Below are 18,487 nucleotides of genomic sequence, written 5' to 3' on the forward strand. Positions count from 1 at the left end.
AACAAGACAAAAAACAAATAAATTATGGCTAAGGTATATGAATTTCTTGCCAATGGCTTCGAGGAAATCGAAGGATTGGCTCCGGTAGACATCCTCCGCAGAGGTGGTGTAGACATCAAGACTGTAAGTGTAACGGGTACTGAATGGGTAGAAACATCGCATGGTGTTACCATCAAGGCTGACCTGAAGTTTGAGGATATTACCAGCTTTGAAGATGCTGACATGCTGATGATTCCGGGCGGAATGCCAGGCAGTACAAACCTGAACGAGCACGAAGGTGTGCGCCAGGCGCTCATCGCACAGCACAAGGCTGGCAAGCGAATCGGTGCCATCTGCGCAGCCCCAATGGTTCTGGCAAGCACAGGCATCCTCGAAGGAAAGAAGGCTACCTGTTATCCTGGTTTCGAGCAGTATTTCGGCGAGAACACCGAATATACCGCCACCCTCTTCCAGGAAGACGGCAACGTGATTACAGGCGAAGGGCCTGCAGCAACCCTCCCATACGCCTATAAGATATTGAGCTATTTCGTAAGCAAGGAAACCGTAGCTGCCCTGCAGGATGGCATGATGTATGATCATCTCATGCAAAGCAAGTAAGCCCTATAAACTATAAATTATAAACTATTAATTAGTAACAAAGTGGATTACGTAATCATAGTAGCCGGAGGCAAGGGCCTCCGCATGGGAAGTGAGATTCCAAAACAGTTCTTGCCGGTAGCGGGCAAGCCTATCCTGATGCGCACCATAGAGCGTTTTCATGAATATGACCCTGCATTGAACATCATCCTGGTTCTGCCGGAGAGTCAGCAGGCATACTGGCACCAGCTCTGCGAGGAGCATCATTTCAGCATCAAGCACCAGATAGCTAATGGTGGCGACACCCGTTTCCAGTCATCCAAAAACGGACTGGCACTCATTCCTGATGATGAAGATGGCGTAGTGGGTATTCACGACGGCGTGCGCCCATTCGTATCTAAAGAAGTCATCGAGGAATGTTTCGAGACGGCTCGCGAAGAATATGCAGCCATCCCTGTATATGCCGTAACCGACACCCTGCGCTATATCGACCAGCACGGAGGCGGAAAGAACGTGCTGCGCAGCGATTACCGCGTGGTGCAGACTCCCCAGACCTTCGACATCGGTCTGGCAAAGCAGGCTTTCAACCAGGAATACAAGGAACAGTTTACCGATGATGCTTCGGTGGTAGAAAGTCTTGGCTGTCAGGTTGCAATGGTAGAGGGTAACCGTGAGAACATCAAGATTACCACTCCATTCGACATCAAGGTAGCGGAAGCTTTGCTGGGCTGATAATCTGCATGTCATCCCTGTTAGACAGGATGACGAAGACTGAGCCATAAGCTGGCAAGTTCAAGTTCACTATCTGGCGGATTCTGGAAGTACCGGTACGGAAGGTTGCCGTAATCTGGCGTTCCTTATTCTCCTGATTAATCAGGAAATAGATATCCTTCCTGCCCGTTGCCTCCAGAACCAGACGGTGGGCATAATCCATATTCTCAGGCAGTATGACATCCGGATCGATGCCATACTTCGAGAAGTTCTTCGCCTGATAAGGCTTGTCGATGATAACGATGCCTTCCTCACGCAATTCCTCCAGTTTCGCTTTTATCTCAGCAGAGAGAGAGCTATCCGGCTGCGAAACCACGAGAATGCGATAATCCTGATTTCCAGGCAGTTTACCTTTCGGACTGTATTCGAAATTCCATTTCAGCAAGGCATCCTTGTTGATCAAATCGTATTTGTAACCACGAGGGGCACGATAGCTGTTCTTCTGTTCGGGGTTTTCCGAAGGATGAAACACAGCGATATCAACCACCGGTCTGCCCTGCTGCAGATAATGCTGACACATGGTGATGTAATCCATGAAACCTCGAGCCTCTGGATGCCGGACAATATCATGCTGGAAAATGAACCTGTTGATGCCAAGCGCCAGATGGCGGTCTATCAAAGGTTTGAGCAAGGCGGGCGTTCCGTTCTGTACGCCACAGTTTCCTGTACAAGCCACAGCCTGAACCGGATTTTCATTATAGATATGGGCTCTGCTTACGGCACGGAACATATCGTCAGGATGATCGGTACGCGGGATAGGCTCACAAGAAACCTCAACATACTGTTCTTCTGCCAGACGGGTGAAGGTCTGGAAGAACTTTTCCTTTACCAGTTCCTCGATGGTGAGACGGATATCATTCTGTACCTGTTCGTATCGGGAAGCCGACTCCAGCGGAACACCTGCCATGACAGGAAGATAGGGGATGAGATCATAGCCGCGGCGCACTTTGAATTCTTCGGCAAACTGACAGCCCCAGTTCTGGCTGCCCCACTCTCTCGGGTCGATATACAGATACGACACCACATCGCCATGCGGACGGTTCAGTAACGGCGCATACCAGGAATCGAAAAGCTTCTTTACAGCTGCCGGTGAGAACCTGTCCACCTCAAGTCCCATACCTTTCCCATCCGTTGCATGAGTCTGTCCCGTTGAGGTATGTCCCATCCGCAACAGGCACCAGGAGCCCTTAGGCAACTTATTCTGCAAGATACCATTCACCATGACACCCATCACCATTCCCCCTTCCATCTTCAAGGGGAGCACATCAGTCATCGGCACCGCCTCGCTCCGGGCAGCCGAATCGGTTGCGTTGCGCCAGGCAGGCCCCGTTTTCCCTTTAAAGCGGATGGCAAAAGCAGCAATATCCTGATAATATCCACCTTCGTTTCCGGCAGACTGCATCTTTCCGTCCTTATAACTCTCGGGCTGCCACATCTGCAAGCCTTCAATCTTCTTTCCGCCCTTCACGATGGTATCGGTCCAGACAACCTTCTGCATCGATTCAGCAGGGAGAACAAGCGGATTGCCAGGCAAGACATGGATGCCCATATCAAAATCGAGAGAGTCGGCTAGCTGGAAGGAATAATCCATCATCTTCCAGAACTCAGGCGACAGCTGTGCCACCCCGTCCTGAAATTCCAGACGCTCGCCGGCTTCACGTACCGGCATCAGCCAGATACCACCCATACCTACATTCTTCATACCCGTCAGATCGGCATGAATACCCGGTCTGGAAACGGAGCCATACTTCCAGTTCCAGAAGGTCCAAGGCTTAGCCTCGTCATTATATGCCATTGCCGACACAACCAGAAGCGCCAGCAAAGCTATCACCATATATCTTTTTTTACTATTCATGAAAGTTTTAATCTTATTCGGTGCGAAGGTACGAAGAAAAATCAATATAAACAAATAAAAAAGCCACAATTGCGGAAAAAAAGAGTTAAACATTTTGGCTGTTTTGCCATAATGTTGTACTTTTGCATCATTATGAATAGTATTTTAGACCAAGACATCATGTTCCTGCCAGGGGTAGGACCCAAGAAGAAAGAGATACTGAGCAAGGAGCTCGGCATCAACTCTTATAGTGACCTGCTGGAATACTATCCATATAAATATGTAGACCGCTCCAAGGTTTTCCACATCAGCGAACTCAATGCCGACATGCCCTTTGTACAACTCAAAGGCAAGATTCTCAGCTACGATGAGATTGATACCGGTAAGCGCAACAAGCTGCTGGTAGCCCATTTCTCAGACGGCTACGGTGTGGCTGACCTCATCTGGTATCGCGGTGCCCAATACATCATGAAGACCTATAAGGTGGGAACCGAATATCTCGTTTTCGGAAAGCCAACCGTCTTCAACGGCAGATTCCAGTTTACCCATCCCGATATGGACGATGCCACCAATCTCCAGATTTCAGAGATGGGCATGCAGCCCTACTACTCGCTTACCGAGAACCTGAGAAAGCGTGGCTACACCTCACGTTCCATAGAGAAGATGACCAAGCAGTTGGTCACCATCCTTCCTCCTCTTCCCGAAACGCTGCCAAGCCATATCGTAGACCGTCTGCATCTGGTTTCGCGCGATGCAGCCATCCGCATGATTCATTATCCGCATTCCCATCAGGAGATGCAGAAAGCACAGGTACGCCTTAAATTTGAGGAACTCTTCTATGTGCAGCTTAATATAATAAGGTATGCCACCGACCAGCGCCGCAAGTTCAGGGGCTATGTCTTCAACCGCATCGCTGACATCTTCAACGGGTTCTATGCCCATCATCTGCCTTTCGAACTGACAGGAGCACAGAAACTGGTGATGCATGAAATCAGAGCCGATATGTGCAGCGGCAGACAGATGAACCGTCTTCTGCAGGGTGATGTAGGTTCGGGCAAGACGCTCGTGGCTCTCATGACCATGCTCATTGCGCTGGATAACGGTTATCAGGCATGTATGATGGCACCTACCGAAATTCTTGCCGAGCAGCATCTGCAAACTATCTGCGACTTCCTGCAGGGAATGGACATCCGGGTAGAACTGCTCACAGGCATCGTAAAGGGAAAGAAGAGAGAAAAGATTCTTGCCGACCTGGCTACGGGCGACATCCAGATTCTGGTAGGCACCCATGCCATCCTCGAAGACCCGGTGGTTTTCAGAAGATTAGGCGTAGCCGTTATCGATGAGCAGCATCGCTTCGGTGTGGCGCAGAGAGCCAAGTTGTGGAACAAGAGCGAGAATCCGCCTCATATCCTCGTGATGACCGCCACTCCTATCCCCCGCACCCTCGCCATGACCATTTATGGTGACCTGGACGTGAGCGTGATTGATGAACTGCCACCGGGCAGAAAACCGATACAGACGCTACATAAGTTTGATACCCAACTCACCAGCCTCTATCAGAGCATCCGCCGCCAGATTAATCTCGGCAGACAGGTATATATCGTCTTTCCGCTGATCAAGGAAAGCGAGAAGAGCGACCTGAAGAATCTGGAAGAAGGTTACGAAACGCTGAAACAGGCATTCCCGGAGTTCAGACTGAGCAAGATACACGGAAAGATGAAATCTGCCGAAAAGGAGGTAGAGATGGAGCAGTTTGTGAAGGGCGAAACACAGATTCTCGTTGCCACCACCGTGATAGAAGTTGGTGTAAATGTGCCCAATGCTTCTGTGATGGTCATCCTGGACGCACAGCGCTTCGGTCTCTCCCAGTTGCACCAGCTGAGAGGCCGTGTAGGAAGAGGCTGCGACCAGAGCTACTGTATTCTGGTAACCAACTATAAGCTTTCAGAAGAAACCCGCAAACGCATTGATATCATGTGCGATACGAACGACGGTTTCCGTATCGCCGAGGCCGACTTGAAACTCCGTGGTCCCGGCGACCTGGAGGGAACGCAGCAGAGCGGCATGGCTTTCGACCTGAAGATAGCGAATATTGCCAGAGACGGGCAGCTGGTACAACTGGCACGCACAGAAGCACAGGAAATCATCGACAACGATCCCGAATGCAATGCTCCTCACAACGCCCTGCTCTGGAACCGCCTCAGGGAATTGAAGAAAACCCATATCAACTGGGCAGCCATCAGCTAAAGCAGCAAGCAAAAGCAGTTCCTGCTATCAGAAAGCAAGCAAGAGCAGTTCCTGCTATCAGAAAGCAAGCAAAAGCAGTTCCTCTATCAGAAAGCAAGCAAAAGCAGTTCCTGTTATCAGAAAGCAAGGCTAAAAGGTGGCTTCAGCTATCAAGCAGCCTCACCCCCGTTCCAGGCGATTCCATCGCCTGTCCCAAAAGTAAAAAGTATAATTATGGATAAAAGAAGAAAGCCGGCTATCAGGGAGCCGCGACCAGAAATAACCCTGGAAGAAATGAGATCCATTCTCGAAAACATTACAGAAATAGAAAGCGCAACAGGCATCAGATACGTCAAACTGCATGTCACGGCAAAGATGATTATCGGTATCAGAGAGTCATCGGGTAAGGAATTTACCATCAATCTCAACGACCTCTACCGCGCTTATCAGGAATGCCTCCGATTCACCAGTCCGGAGGTAAAAAAGTATATTTTCATGGGGCATTCTCCTGCCGTGGCTCTGTTGAGAATGCTACAAAAGCATGAAACGTACTAAAAGTCAACTCCTTGCATCTCATTTTCCTAATGTAAGTTAAAAAAAAGGCTAGGGCGTTAAATATCGCCCTTTTGGCTTTAACAACTTTGGTTTTTTGAAGTTTTTTTGTTATATTTGCAACGTCTATATAACAAAACCGCTACATGAAGGCATTTGCCTTAGTGGTTTTTGCAGAATTTCTTGTATGATTCTGCGCTGTTGACACGAACCTAAAAAAGAAAATAGAAAAAGTAGTATGAGTTTTAAAAAGAGTATAAAGAAAATTTCGGTCGTTGCATTGTTGGCGCTAACAGCTTCTCCCGTTTGCGGACAAGACCTGTTGGCAAGACAGGCACCTGTAGACCACAGAATGAAATCGCTCGACACACTCGCTGTGTCGCATTATCGAATGATTGAAGATAGAGAGAACCCTGCAGCCGAGCTGTATGAGGATTTCTCTAACAAGTACGCTCACAGGGCTACAACCTTGCCTGAGCACTTCCGTATCGATCTCCGTCATTTCTGCATGCCAACTCCTAGTCGCGTTGTCACAAGTAACTTCGGTTACCGTGCTAGCTTTGGCCGCCAACATAAAGGTATGGACATCAAGGTTTATATTGGCGACTCAATCCGCTCAGCCTTTTCAGGCAGAGTTCGCATCGTAAGATATGAAGGTGGTGGTTACGGTAAGTACATCGTGATTCGTCACAACAACGGTTTGGAGACTATCTATGGTCACCTCTCTAAGCAGCTCGTTACTGAGGGCGAAGAGGTAAGAGCCGGCGATGTGATTGGCTTGGGTGGTAATACGGGTAGAAGTACCGGTTCGCATCTCCACTTTGAGACCCGTCTCTGTGGTGTGGCTCTGAACCCGGCACTCTTCTTCGATTTCCGCAACCAGGACGTTACAGGCGACTTCTACAGCTTTAACCGTAATACCTACGAAAGCGAATCAGCTGATGCCAATGCTGCCCGCGGCAAGGTTGGCAACGGTGGTTACACCAGAGAGCAGGTTAACGGCGGCGAAGTGGGAAGATACTACGAACTGCCTGCTGGCCACGAGAAGCTCTACCACAAGGTGAAGCCAGGCGAAACGCTTAGTTCTATCGCTGAAAAGCGCGGCGTATCTGTAGAGCAGATCTGCAGACTCAACGGCTACCGCAAAGACAAGAAGGTTAGTGTAGGACAGATTATCAGATACGTATAATACGTATAAAAGAATAAACTCAAAAAAAGAGGGTGTGTCATAAATTAATGACACACCCTCTTTTTTTAGACCTTTATTTTCGCGATTCCCCGGCATTATAAGATGCCGAAGAGTCGCAATACATCGTTCAGGTTGGCAACGACAAGCAGAAGAATCAGTATGCCGAAACCAATATACTCAGCACGCTCCATGAACTTATCGCCCGGTTTGCGACCTGTGATAATCTCATAGAGAAGGAAGAACACATGTCCACCATCAAGAGCAGGGATAGGAAGAATATTCATGAAGGCAAGAATGATGCTCAGGAACGCTGTCATAAGCCAGAATGCATGCCAATCCCATACAGATGGGAAGAGACTGCCCAGCGCACCGAAACCACCCAGACTCTTGGCACCTTCCTTAGAGAAGACATACTTCATATCGCCCACATAACCGGCCAAGACATTCCAGCCGTATTTGATGCCGGCAGGGAAACTCTCGAAGAAGCCATAGTTGACATGAGTAATCTTATAATCGAGCATGACAGGATGATTGTAGAAACCAAACTTCACACCCTCTTCGGTAGACTGCAGGAGAACATTTGACTTGACGGTATCGCCAGAAGCCTTGAGATAAGTAACCTGAGCTGTAAGTGCTCTGGCACTGTCCTGCGGCGTCTCAGCCGAAGCAAGCACATCCTCTACTCTGCCCAATTCAATCTGAAATTCGTTGAAAGAGACTACCTTTTTATTATTAATAGCAAGAATCTTATCACCCTTTGTCAAACCGAGTTTGCTGGCAGGTGAATCCTTCATCACACTATCAATCTGCAGCGGTACATACACATCTACGAAGCGAGGACTGCTCTTAATCATACTGAGCATGTCGAGATCGCCAGGCAGATTAAGCGTCATCGGTTTGCCCTGACGGATGATATTGACCTGCTTAGCCTCAGAGAGATTACGATACAGATCGCCATCAAAGGTCTTGAACGCACCCAGATCGGTGCTTACCAGAATATCCTTGTCCTGGAAACCCAATGCCTTTGCCTCGGTATTGAACTTCATACCATAACTCATATCGCGGGTAGCCACATAATTGTCGCCCCAATGGAACAGAATCATGGAATAGATGAAGAGAGCCAGCACGAAGTTGACCAGCACGCCACCTATCATGATGAGCAGGCGCTGCCATGCCGGTTTGCTGCGAAACTCGTATGGCTGTTCCGGCTGTTTCATCTGTTCGGTATCGAAACTTTCATCTATCATACCCGAAATCTTACAATATCCTCCGAGCGGCAACCATCCCAAACCATAGGTAGTATCCGAATTCTTTGGCTTGAACTCGAAGAGATGGAACCAAGGGTCGAAGAACAGATAGAACTTCTCCACTCTTACACCAAAGAGTTTGGAGAAGAAGAAGTGTCCGCCCTCATGGAGCAACACTAAGATGGAAAGCGACAGCATCAGCTGCAACGCTTTGATCAAAAATACTTCCATTTATTTACTTTGAACTTTGAACTTATTTACTTGGAACTTTGAACTTGGAACTTTGAACTTTATGATGAGCCCTATATCCTACGTTCATTTTAATTATTAACTATAAACTATTAACTATTACTTGAGCATCAGCTCTGTAGCTATGCGGCGAGCCTCAGCATCGGTCTGCAGATAGACATCGAGGTCGGGATTACTGTCGAAAGTAGCCTTCGCCATCGTCTCTTCGATGATATCAGCCATCTGAAGGAAGCCACATTCACCTTTGCGGAAGCCGGCATTCACTATCTCGTTGGCTGCATTCACGATACATGACATATTACCACCCTTTCTGATGGCATCGAAAGCCAGTTGCAGGCACTTGAACTTCTGATAGTCAGGCTTGAAGAACTGCAAATCCTGCGTCTTGAAGAGGTCGAGACGATCACCATTCAGATGCAGACGCTGAGGGAAAGAGAAGGCATACTGGATAGGCAGACGCATGTCTGGCACACCCAACTGAGCCTTGACAGCACCATCAACAAACTGAACGGCACTATGCACAACACTCTGCGGATGGATAAGCACCTCTATCTTATCAGCCGGAACACCGAAGAGCCATTTAGCTTCTGTCACCTCGAAGCCCTTGTTCATGAGCGAAGCCGAATCGATGGTTATCTTGGTGCCCATATCCCAGGTAGGATGCTTCAGCGCATCGGCAGCAGTCACCTTCTCCAACTGCTCGTGGGTATAATTGCGGAAAGGACCACCCGAACAGGTCAGAAGAATCTTCTCTACCTCATTGTCGCCCTCACCCACCAGACTCTGGAAGATGGCACTATGCTCGCTGTCAACAGGGAGGATAGGCACATGATATTCCTGTGCAAGATTGCAGATCAGCTCACCCGCTACCACCAGCGTTTCCTTGTTGGCAAGACATATCTTCTTACGCGCCTTGATGGCATGGATGGTTGGTTCCAGACCCGAGAAGCCTACCATGGAAGCCAGCACCATATCGATAGGCTCAGCCTGTACGATATCGCAAAGCGCCTGAGCACCGGCATAAACCTTGATATCAGGCTCATCACCGAGCATATCCTTCAGCTCCTCGTAGCGAGCCTCATTGGCTATGACCACAGCAGCCGGATGGAACTTGCGAGCCTGCTCGGCAAGTTCCTGCACTCGGTTGTTGGCGGTGAGGCAATACACCTCGTAAAGGTCACTATGCTGCTCGATGACATCAAGCGCCTGTGTACCGATACTTCCCGTAGAACCGAGAATACATATCTGTTGTTTCTTCATATTTCTTCACTTTATAAGTTGAGCAATCCTTCCGGAATCGCCATTCTGATTTCTTTCTTTTCAGCGCTCACCTCTTCGATGAGGTCGTTGCTGGCAGGGATGAGGATTTCATCACCTGCATCGGTTGTTACCTCGAAAAGAAGGTTGAGGGTAGAATCGTCTACATGTTCTATGGTACCTACCACCTTGCCGCTTACGGCATCTACCAGATGGAAACCGATGATTTCTGCCCAACTCATGTTCTCTTCATCACTGTCAGAGAGATGACGTGGGAAGAAAACCTCGCAACCGGTATAGTTGCGTGCCTGCTCCTGGGTATCGATATCCTCAAACTTCACGAGCACATTCTCATCGTTTTTAAAACGATATTCCTCTAAATAGAAAGGCACGAGGATGCCATCGATGTCGAGTACCAGGTACTCGGCATCTACACGGTCGAAAACATCATCTGTAATGGCGAAAGTAATCTCGCCCTTCACGCCATGAGGTTTTCCCAACTTGCCTATCTTATATACTTCATCGCGTCTAATCATTCAACATTCAACATTTAACATTTAACATTGATTAATCACTGACACGGGTAATCTTGGCACCCAGCGCATTAAGGCGATGCTCGATATCCTCATAACCACGGTCTATCTGGGCGATATTGGCAATGCGGCTGGTACCGTTGGCACTCATGGCAGCAATCAGCAGGGCAATACCGGCACGGATATCAGGACTGGTCATTCTGCCAGCACGCAGTTTGATCTTATGGTCATGACCAACCACCACAGCACGGTGAGGATCACAGAGAATGATCTGCGCACCCATATCAATCAGTTTATCCACGAAGAAGAGGCGGCTCTCGAACATCTTCTGATGGAAGAGGACGCTGCCACGAGCCTGGGTAGCCACTACGAGGAGCACGGAAAGAAGGTCAGGAGTGAGTCCTGGCCAAGGGGCATCGGCAAGCGTCATGATGGTGCCGTCAATAAACGAATCGATGACATAATGTTTCTGCTCTGGAATCACAAGGTCATCGTCCTCTATCTTTATCTTCACTCCCAGGCGGCGGAATGCATCAGGAATAATACCTAAATCCTTGACAGACACATTCTTGATGCGCACACCTTCGCCACACATTGCCGCCATGCCGATGAACGAACCTACCTCAATCATATCAGGCAAGATGCGATGCTCGGCACCATGCAGTTTATCAACACCCACGATGGTGAGCAGGTTGCTGGCGATGCCGCTGATCTGAGCACCCATCGCATTGAGCAGATGGCAGAGCTGCTGGATATATGGCTCGCAAGCTGCATTATAAATGGTGGTAGTGCCCTTTGCCAATACAGATGCCATGATGATATTGGCGGTACCGGTAACCGAAGCCTCATCGAGCAACATATAGCAGCCCTTCAGCTTCTTAGCCTGTATCTGGTAAACATTACGCTCATCATCGTGAACGAAGTTGGCGCCCAGATACTTGAAGCCCAGGAAGTGGGTATCCAGACGGCGACGACCTATCTTATCGCCACCCGGCTGAGCTATGGTAGCCTTGCCACATCTACCGAGCAGCGGACCTATCATGAGCACACTACCACGAAGAGAAGAACATTTCTTCACAAACTCCAGACTGTCGAGATAATCGAGTTTCAACTCATCACTTTGGAATGTATAGTCGTGACGACTGTGCTTGGTTACCTTGACACCTATCTCCTGGAGCAACTTAATCAGGTTGTTCACATCCAGGATGTCCGGCACGTTAGTGATGCGCACAGGCTCGTCGGTAAGGATTGTGGTACAGATAACCTGCAGGGCCTCGTTCTTGGCGCCCTGAGGTGTGATAGTACCTTTGAGCGGATGACCGCCCTCTATAATGAAAGACTCCATAAGCTTGTCTACTATATATAATAATGTGGATTACTTTTTCTTCTTATTATTATTTACATTCTTAGGCTGCGCCTCAATCTTCTCGAAAACGAAGGTATCGAGATCGAGCTGGATATTGCCATCGGTAAAACGTGCCAGATCGGAAGCTACCTTGGCTACATCACTGGAGCCATGGCTCCAGGTTACCAGGTCGCGATGCATCTGGTTGGCAGTAAGCTCCACGAGTTTATCGCGCTCCTCACTTGGTTCCATCGTCTTCAGCTTTTCGAAAATCTCGAAGAGCATAGCTCCATAATGGCGCACCGGGATGTGCTGCATAGGATATGGCAAAGGCTCCGGCTTGGTTGCTATCTTCACAGCATCCGATACATCATAAGGGAAATCGATGTCGAGCTGGAAATTGCTCATGATGGCAAGCTGGTCCCAGAGTTTCTGCTCATGGTCCTCTACCCCTCTGTTCTCAGGGAACATACGGTCCATGACTGCAATAATGGTCTCTGCACAGCGCTGGCGCTCTTCACGGTCGGTAAGCGTCAGACAATGGTCTACCATCTGCTGAATCTCACGGCCATACTCAGGCAGAATGAGCTTAGCTCTCTGGGTATTATAGTCTAATCCTTCAATATTCATTCTTACATATTTTATATAATCAATAATTCTAGAGCAGTTTCTTTGGCATCTTAGCCACGAAATCCTTGAGATAGAAAGGCACGAAATATGCCACATCTTCGAACTTGCCCTCTACAAAACGCTTCTCTGCCAGCGGAGCCATATTCTTAGCCAAAGGCTCAATGCCCTCTACGAGGTGAGCATTCGGATGGTTGATGGTCTCCATACACTTGGCAGCGCCATTTCCGAAGAAGTACACATGATGCTGGTCCAGATATTCCTTGTAGGTATCAGCATCCACAATATCAGCCTGAATAGGGCGAACCACCTTCAGGGCGCGGTCGAGCACTTCGGCATATACCTCCATGCGGCGGGCGTCGAGCATAGGTACGATGAGAGCGTCTTCCTCCTCAGGATGTTCGCCAAGCAATACAGGCACTGCCATCAGTTCGAGTGTTGGAACAGCGATGAGTTTCACACCGCGACCATAACAGATGCCCTTCGCCATACTCACACCGATACGCAATCCGGTATAGGAACCCGGACCACAACTTACCGCCACAGCCTCCAGCGGAAGACCATGAGAATCGAGGAAATCAAGAGCCTCATCCACAAACACACCCAACTTAACAGCATGGTTCGGACCTGTGTGATCTTCCTGGTTGAAAATCACCTGTCCACTATCACTAATTGCCACTGAGCACACGTCCGTACTCGTCTCAATATTCAAAATACACGACATAATTAAAAAATATATTCTTAAATAAGGTGCAAATATACTCATTTTCTCGCTTTTTTTTGTACTTTTGCAGAAATTTAACGCGAAAGATTATATGATACAGTCAATGACAGGCTTCGGAAAAGCTACCGCGGCCTTTAAAACAAAGAAGATTAATGTAGAGATAAAGTCATTAAATAGCAAGACGCTTGACCTCTCTACTCGTATTGCTCCGCTCTATAGAGAGAAGGAGATGGAAATCCGTCAGTATATCTCTAAAAATCTAGAAAGAGGCAAGGTTGACTTCGCCATCTGGATTGATAAGGATGCTACTACAGATGCCACTCCTATCAACGCGGCGCTTGTACAGAATTATTACCAGCAAATCAAGAAGATTTCGGCTGAAACAGGCATTCCTGAGCCAACCGACTGGTACAGCACTCTGTTGCGTCTTCCTGATGTAACAACGAAGACGGATGTGGAAGAATTGAGCGATGAGGAGTGGGAAGTGGCAAAAAATGCAATTTGCGAGGCTGTGAACCATCTCGTAGCCTTCCGCAAGCAGGAAGGAGCCGCTCTCCAGAAGAAATTTACTGAGAAGGTGGATAACATCCAGACTCTCCTTGCCAGCATCGAGCCATACGAGAAGGCTCGCGTGGAGAAGATCAGACAGAACATCGTTAACGGTCTGCAGCAGATTCCGAATGTGGATTACGACAAGAACCGCCTGGAGCAGGAACTCATCTACTACATCGAGAAGCTCGACATCAGCGAGGAGAAGCAGCGCCTTGCCAACCACCTGAAGTATTTCCGCGAGACCATGAATGAGGAAGGTCATGGTGTAGGAAAGAAACTCGGTTTCATCGCACAGGAAATGGGACGCGAAATCAACACCACCGGCTCTAAGAGCAACCAGGCTGAGATGCAGAACATCGTGGTGAAGATGAAGGACGAACTGGAGCAGATCAAGGAGCAGGTGCTGAATGCTCTCTAAACAAGAGACAGTCCCCCCTCTCCCCCTCTCGCCCCCGTTCCAGGCGATTCCATCGCCTGTCCCCCCTAACCAGTCCCAAGCCCCCTATCAAACAGCAAATAAAGAAAAGAAGAATAAAAAATGAAGAACGGATTGTTAATTTTCAGCGCCCCATCGGGCAGCGGTAAGAGCACAATAGTAAACTGGCTGATGAAAGAGCACCCGGAATTGAAGCTGGCTTTCTCTATCAGCTGCACCTCTCGTGCTCCGCGCGGTACAGAACAGAATGGTGTAGAGTATTTCTTCCTCTCTCCAGAGGAATTCAAGGCTAAGATTGAGGCTGACGAATTCCTGGAGTACGAGGAGGTTTACCAGGACAGATTCTACGGCACCCTGAAGTCACAGGTAGAAAACCAGCTTGCCAAGGGCGAGTCGGTGATTTTCGATGTTGACGTGAAGGGTGGTGTAAACATCAAGAAGTTTTATGGCGAGCGTGCCTTGAGCATCTTTGTCCAGCCACCTTCGGTAGAGGAATTGCGCCGCCGTCTGGTTGGCCGCAATACTGATGCGCCTGAGGTGATTGAGCAGCGCCTTGCCAAGGCAAGCTATGAGTTGACCTTCGCCCCTCAGTTTGACCACGTGGTCGTAAACGATGACTTGGAGAAGGCTCAGCAGGAGGTTTATCAGCTCGTCAAGGCCTTTCTAGATGCAGAGTAAGAAATGAAGAAGGTAGGAATCTTTGGCGGTAGCTTCAACCCCATCCATACGGGCCATATCGCATTGGCGAAAAGCCTTTGCGAGAAGGCCTGCCTGGATGAGGTGTGGTTCATGGTTTCGCCCATGAACCCATTCAAGAAGACCGCTACCGACTTGCTCGACGACCAGCTGCGCCTGGAAATGGTAGAAAAAGCGCTGGAGCACGAGCCACAACTGAAGGCATGCGACTACGAGTTCCGCCTGCCTAAGCCATCTTATACCTGGCACACGCTGCAAGCCATCAGCAAGGATTACCCCGAAAACGAGTTCACCCTGCTGATTGGTGGCGACAACTGGGCTGCTTTTGACAAGTGGTACCACCACGATGACATCCTAGCCCACTATCCCATCGTGGTTTATCCGCGTCAGGGAGCCAGCATAGGCAATGTGCCTGACGGCGTTACCATCGTAGAAACTCCACTGCTCAACATCAGCAGCACGGAAATCAGAAAGCGTATCAAAGAGGAGGAAAGCATCAGGGGAATGGTGCCGGAATGCATCGAGCAACTGGCTGTCAGAAACTACAAGCAGATCTAAGCATCCCTCTCTCCGAAAACGCTTAAAATCATATTTAAACAACAAACAGCAAAAAATGAGTTGGAAAGAAATCATTAAGAAGTGTCTGAACGTGGCTTCTGCGCCGATTCGCAGAAATGCCAACTTCTTTGTGTTCATGTACCTGCTGGGCATGATCAGTTCTATCGTGACTACACCAGCCAAGGGGACTTTATACGACAACCTGTTCCTGGAACTCTTTGTCGACCTCTATGTTGTGTGTGCCGTTGTCGCCATCTTCCCCAAGAAGGTGCGCTGGGGTCTGCGTGCCGTACTATACCTTATATTATATAGTACAGCTGCCGCCGACACCTATTGCTACGTGAATTTCGGCTCTACGCTCAACCCTTCTATGCTGATGCTGGTGGGCGAGACCAACAGTTCGGAGGCTAGCAGTTTCCTCTCAGCCCTCATCTCTGCCGAAGTTCTATTCAGTAGTGTGGGCTGGATCCTGCTTCTGGCTCTCATCCAGATTCTCATCGCCATCTTCCGCAAGCAACTCATCAAGCTATACGTTTTCATCATTACCGTTCTGGAATTGGCTTCTGTCAAGAAACGGCTGATGGCTATCCCCCGCATGACTGCAGCCATGCCTGCCAGCTTCGGAATCCTATGCCTCATCATCTTCATCATAGGATGCTGCACCTCCTGGCACAACAAGATGGCTTACCATAAACTCATGAATGGTAAAACGATAGGCGAAGTAGAGCATATCCTGACAGAAAAGGATCATGCTGTTCTCTATCTGCCTGTCTACCGACTCCAATTCAGTATCTATGCCAACCAGCTGGCTGCGCATCAGATTACCCAACTCATTCATGCTGCCCACGAGGTAAAGGTTGACAGTTGCAGCTACCGCTCGCCAAACATCGTGCTGATTATCGGCGAAAGCTTCGGCCGCCATCATTCCCAGCAGTACGGCTATTTTATGGATACCACTCCACAGCAGGTAGCCTTGGAGAAATCGCGCAAACTCACCAAGTTTACCGATGTGGTAACCTGCTGGAACCTGACCAGTTTCGTTTTCAAGAACATGCTCTCTACCCATGTGGTAGGCGAGAAAGGCGAATGGTGCGACTATCCGCTCTTCCCTGAAGTGTTCCGAAAGGCAGGCTACAACGTAACCTTCATCACCAACGAATTCCTGCCACAGGCAAAGGAGGCGGTTTACGACTTCAGCGGCGGTTTCTTCCTGAACAACCCGGAACTGAGCAAACTCCAGTTCGACCATCGCAACACCCAGCTCCACGATCTGGACGACGGACTGCTGAAAGATTATGATGACAGTCTGAAGAACTTCCAGAAGGAGCACAACCTCACCATCTTCCACCTGATGGGCCAGCATGTAAACTATAAGCAGCGCTACCGCACCAAGCAAGCCCGGTTCTGGGCAAGCAGTTATGAAGACAAGCGCCCTGAACTGACCAATGCCCAGCGCAAGATGCTGAGTCATTACGATAACGCTACCCTCTACAACGACTCTATCGTAGCCCAGATTGTGAAGCGTTTCCAGAAGCAGGATGCCATCGTCATCTACGTGCCCGACCATGGCGAGGAATGCTACGAAGAGAACCGAGGCTTCATCTGCCGTAACCATTCTGCAGAAATCGACTGGCCGCTGGCGCACTATGAGTTTGAAATTCCGTTCTGGATATACTGTTCGCCAAAATATATCAGGAACCACCGCGACATTTACCGTCAGATACGCAAGGCTAAGGACAAGCGTTTCATGACCGATGCCCTGCCTCATCTTCTGTTGTATCTGGCTGGCATTGAGACACCTACCTATAAGGAGGAATATAACATCTTGAGTCCGAAATATGACGAGATGCGACCACGTATCCTCAAAAACTCTGCCGATTACGACAAACTTCGTGATGCGCATCTGGAAAAGATAAAAAAGGAAGAAAGTAAAAAGGTAAAAAAGAAAGAAAGGAGAAACTGATTATGAATAGTGCTATTCTATCACGCCCGGCATGCAATGCCCTGAGAGGACTCGCCATCATCGGCATCTTCTTGCATAACTACTGCCATTGGCTGGGACCTATTGTCAAGGAGAACGAGTATCAATACTTCCAGCACAATGTTGACTGGCTGAACCAGGTAATGGTCAGCATGGACCTCAACCTGCCTGTGCACCTGCTCTCGTTCTTCGGCCATTACGGTGTGCCCGTATTCCTCTTTCTGAGTGCTTACGGACTAGTGATGAAATACGAGGCTAAACCTCATCTCTCTACCGAACAGCAGACCAGAATGTACAACATCTCGGGCAAGAAACTTACAGGAAGCATCAACTGGCGCGAACCGCTCCACTTTATCCGCTATCACTATCTGAAACTCTTCAAGATGATGATAGTAGGTTTCGTGGCATTCACGATGCTCGACCTTATCACGCCTGGCTCTCACCACTATGCAGCGCTCGACATCGTTGCGATGCTGGGCATGTTCAATAATGTATTGCCAAATCCGGATAACATCATCTGGCCGGGTCCGTACTGGTTCTTCGGTCTGATGCTGCAACTTTACATCGTCTATCGACTGCTGCTCTATCGCCGCCATTGGGGATGGACCGTAGGATTGATGGCCATCTGCATCGTCATCCAGCTCATCCTGGGCTTTGACAATCCGGAGAGTGAAGTGATGAACCGCTACCGCTACAACTTTATGGGCGGCATGCTGCCATTCGGTTTGGGCATACTCTATGCCAGATATGGCGAAAAGATACTCATGACGTTCCATTCGCCTATCACCAACTTCTTTGGCTGCATCTTCTGTCTGTCGCTTATCTACAGTCTGAGCGGCAGCATGGTAGGCTGGATCTTCGTGCCTTTCTTCTTCTGTCTGCTGAGCGTATTGGTAGCCGACCTGCTCCAGGACATCAGCTGGTTATCAGGTATTTATAAAGTATTAGAGTGGATGGGCAGCATATCAGCCGCCCTCTTCGTATGCCACCCTATCACCCGCAAGATATTCATCCCTATCAGCCGTCAGGGCGACATTTATGCCGGTCTGCTCCTCTACATCATATCGAGCATCTGCCTGGCATGGCTCTTCACCCAACTGATGAAGAAGATTCCAAACCCGAAATATTAAA

The 18,487-nt window shown here is 48.9% G+C and carries 17 protein-coding genes; 10 read left to right on the plus strand and 7 right to left on the minus strand.

Translation table 11 applies throughout. The features are described 5' to 3' along the window. The first annotated feature begins 24 nt into the window (after positions 1–24). On the plus strand, positions 25–597 hold the full coding sequence (locus tag F7D47_RS08140; RefSeq protein WP_153086182.1) for a DJ-1 family glyoxalase III: 573 nt from the start codon (positions 25–27) through the stop codon (positions 595–597). A gap of 42 nt (positions 598–639) precedes the next feature. Continuing rightward, on the plus strand, positions 640–1,308 hold the full coding sequence (locus F7D47_RS08145; RefSeq protein ID WP_022121302.1) for a 2-C-methyl-D-erythritol 4-phosphate cytidylyltransferase: 669 nt from the start codon (positions 640–642) through the stop codon (positions 1,306–1,308). On the opposite strand, the gene F7D47_RS08150 is transcribed toward F7D47_RS08145, so the two are convergent. Further along, positions 1,280–3,202 (minus strand): glycosyl hydrolase, encoded by a 1,923-nt coding sequence (locus F7D47_RS08150; protein WP_194252621.1) that lies wholly within the window; start codon positions 3,200–3,202, stop codon positions 1,280–1,282. The two genes, F7D47_RS08145 and F7D47_RS08150, sit on opposite strands and share 29 nt — an antisense overlap. A gap of 132 nt (positions 3,203–3,334) precedes the next feature. Here F7D47_RS08150 and recG point away from each other — a divergent pair, with 132 nt between their 5' ends. The 3 genes from recG to F7D47_RS08165 all read left to right on the plus strand — a co-directional run bounded on the left by recG (position 3,335) and on the right by F7D47_RS08165 (position 7,151). After that, complete coding sequence (recG, locus tag F7D47_RS08155; protein ID WP_153086184.1) at positions 3,335–5,431, plus strand: ATP-dependent DNA helicase RecG; 2,097 nt, start codon at positions 3,335–3,337, stop codon at positions 5,429–5,431. A gap of 213 nt (positions 5,432–5,644) precedes the next feature. After that, positions 5,645–5,965: a hypothetical protein gene (locus F7D47_RS08160; protein ID WP_153086185.1), complete on the plus strand. Its 321-nt coding sequence runs from the start codon at positions 5,645–5,647 to the stop codon at positions 5,963–5,965. 235 nt (positions 5,966–6,200) lie between these two features. Beyond that, on the plus strand, positions 6,201–7,151 hold the full coding sequence (locus tag F7D47_RS08165) for a M23 family metallopeptidase (RefSeq protein WP_022121306.1): 951 nt from the start codon (positions 6,201–6,203) through the stop codon (positions 7,149–7,151). A gap of 95 nt (positions 7,152–7,246) precedes the next feature. Here F7D47_RS08165 and rseP read toward each other — a convergent pair whose 3' ends face one another. From rseP to tsaB, 6 genes are all read right to left on the minus strand, one after another. Then, positions 7,247–8,629: an RIP metalloprotease RseP gene (gene rseP / locus F7D47_RS08170; RefSeq protein WP_153086186.1), complete on the minus strand. Its 1,383-nt coding sequence runs from the start codon at positions 8,627–8,629 to the stop codon at positions 7,247–7,249. Between the two features lie 117 nt (positions 8,630–8,746). Continuing rightward, positions 8,747–9,907: a 1-deoxy-D-xylulose-5-phosphate reductoisomerase gene (locus F7D47_RS08175; protein WP_153086187.1), complete on the minus strand. Its 1,161-nt coding sequence runs from the start codon at positions 9,905–9,907 to the stop codon at positions 8,747–8,749. 11 nt (positions 9,908–9,918) lie between these two features. Continuing rightward, a complete protein-coding gene (gene rimM / locus F7D47_RS08180; RefSeq protein ID WP_153086188.1) occupies positions 9,919–10,440 on the minus strand; it encodes a ribosome maturation factor RimM in 522 nt (173 codons plus the stop codon). 31 nt (positions 10,441–10,471) lie between these two features. Further along, a complete protein-coding gene (gene murA, locus F7D47_RS08185; protein ID WP_022121310.1) occupies positions 10,472–11,782 on the minus strand; it encodes a UDP-N-acetylglucosamine 1-carboxyvinyltransferase in 1,311 nt (436 codons plus the stop codon). A gap of 30 nt (positions 11,783–11,812) precedes the next feature. Further along, entirely contained in the window at positions 11,813–12,412 is a 600-nt protein-coding gene (locus F7D47_RS08190) for a DUF4290 domain-containing protein (protein WP_006847970.1), read from the minus strand. A 28-nt stretch (positions 12,413–12,440) separates the two neighbouring features. After that, entirely contained in the window at positions 12,441–13,133 is a 693-nt protein-coding gene (tsaB, locus tag F7D47_RS08195) for a tRNA (adenosine(37)-N6)-threonylcarbamoyltransferase complex dimerization subunit type 1 TsaB (protein WP_040553267.1), read from the minus strand. Positions 13,134–13,224: 91 nt separating this feature from the next. Between tsaB and F7D47_RS08200 the strand changes: the two genes are divergently transcribed. The 5 genes from F7D47_RS08200 (at position 13,225) to F7D47_RS08220 (ending at position 18,486) form a co-directional block, all read left to right on the plus strand. Next, on the plus strand, positions 13,225–14,103 hold the full coding sequence (locus F7D47_RS08200; protein ID WP_022120347.1) for a YicC/YloC family endoribonuclease: 879 nt from the start codon (positions 13,225–13,227) through the stop codon (positions 14,101–14,103). Between the two features lie 120 nt (positions 14,104–14,223). Continuing rightward, positions 14,224–14,799, plus strand: coding sequence for a guanylate kinase (gmk, locus tag F7D47_RS08205; RefSeq protein ID WP_022120348.1), 576 nt, complete (start codon positions 14,224–14,226; stop codon positions 14,797–14,799). A 3-nt stretch (positions 14,800–14,802) separates the two neighbouring features. Then, the gene (nadD, locus tag F7D47_RS08210) at positions 14,803–15,375 is read left to right on the plus strand and encodes a nicotinate (nicotinamide) nucleotide adenylyltransferase (protein WP_022120349.1); all 573 of its coding nucleotides are present in this window, start codon (positions 14,803–14,805) and stop codon (positions 15,373–15,375) included. Between the two features lie 55 nt (positions 15,376–15,430). Further along, positions 15,431–17,338 carry a phosphoethanolamine transferase gene (locus F7D47_RS08215; protein ID WP_153086189.1) on the plus strand — a complete coding sequence of 636 codons (1,908 nt, stop codon included), beginning with the start codon at positions 15,431–15,433 and terminating at the stop codon, positions 17,336–17,338. Positions 17,339–17,340: 2 nt separating this feature from the next. Further along, entirely contained in the window at positions 17,341–18,486 is a 1,146-nt protein-coding gene (locus F7D47_RS08220) for an acyltransferase family protein (RefSeq protein ID WP_153086190.1), read from the plus strand. Position 18,487: the final 1 nt, after the last annotated feature.

The organism is Segatella copri (assembly GCF_009494835.1).
Taxonomy (GTDB): domain Bacteria; phylum Bacteroidota; class Bacteroidia; order Bacteroidales; family Bacteroidaceae; genus Prevotella; species Prevotella copri_F.

Bases quoted from the DNA above. Each gene is read 5' to 3' on its own strand.
- gmk (WP_022120348.1), top strand. From the start codon at position 14,224: ATGAAGAACGGATTGTTAATTTTCAGCGCCCCATCGGGCAGCGGTAAG.
- F7D47_RS08140 (WP_153086182.1), top strand. From the start codon at position 25: ATGGCTAAGGTATATGAATTTCTTGCCAATGGCTTCGAGGAAATCGAA.
- F7D47_RS08200 (WP_022120347.1), top strand. From the start codon at position 13,225: ATGATACAGTCAATGACAGGCTTCGGAAAAGCTACCGCGGCCTTTAAA.
- F7D47_RS08175 (WP_153086187.1), bottom strand. From the start codon at position 9,907: ATGAAGAAACAACAGATATGTATTCTCGGTTCTACGGGAAGTATCGGT.
- F7D47_RS08190 (WP_006847970.1), bottom strand. From the start codon at position 12,412: ATGAATATTGAAGGATTAGACTATAATACCCAGAGAGCTAAGCTCATT.
- recG (WP_153086184.1), top strand. From the start codon at position 3,335: ATGAATAGTATTTTAGACCAAGACATCATGTTCCTGCCAGGGGTAGGA.
- F7D47_RS08150 (WP_194252621.1), bottom strand. From the start codon at position 3,202: ATGAATAGTAAAAAAAGATATATGGTGATAGCTTTGCTGGCGCTTCTG.
- rimM (WP_153086188.1), bottom strand. From the start codon at position 10,440: ATGATTAGACGCGATGAAGTATATAAGATAGGCAAGTTGGGAAAACCT.
- F7D47_RS08160 (WP_153086185.1), top strand. From the start codon at position 5,645: ATGGATAAAAGAAGAAAGCCGGCTATCAGGGAGCCGCGACCAGAAATA.
- rseP (WP_153086186.1), bottom strand. From the start codon at position 8,629: ATGGAAGTATTTTTGATCAAAGCGTTGCAGCTGATGCTGTCGCTTTCC.
- F7D47_RS08215 (WP_153086189.1), top strand. From the start codon at position 15,431: ATGAGTTGGAAAGAAATCATTAAGAAGTGTCTGAACGTGGCTTCTGCG.
- murA (WP_022121310.1), bottom strand. From the start codon at position 11,782: ATGGAGTCTTTCATTATAGAGGGCGGTCATCCGCTCAAAGGTACTATC.
- tsaB (WP_040553267.1), bottom strand. From the start codon at position 13,133: ATGTCGTGTATTTTGAATATTGAGACGAGTACGGACGTGTGCTCAGTG.
- F7D47_RS08220 (WP_153086190.1), top strand. From the start codon at position 17,341: ATGAATAGTGCTATTCTATCACGCCCGGCATGCAATGCCCTGAGAGGA.
- F7D47_RS08165 (WP_022121306.1), top strand. From the start codon at position 6,201: ATGAGTTTTAAAAAGAGTATAAAGAAAATTTCGGTCGTTGCATTGTTG.
- nadD (WP_022120349.1), top strand. From the start codon at position 14,803: ATGAAGAAGGTAGGAATCTTTGGCGGTAGCTTCAACCCCATCCATACG.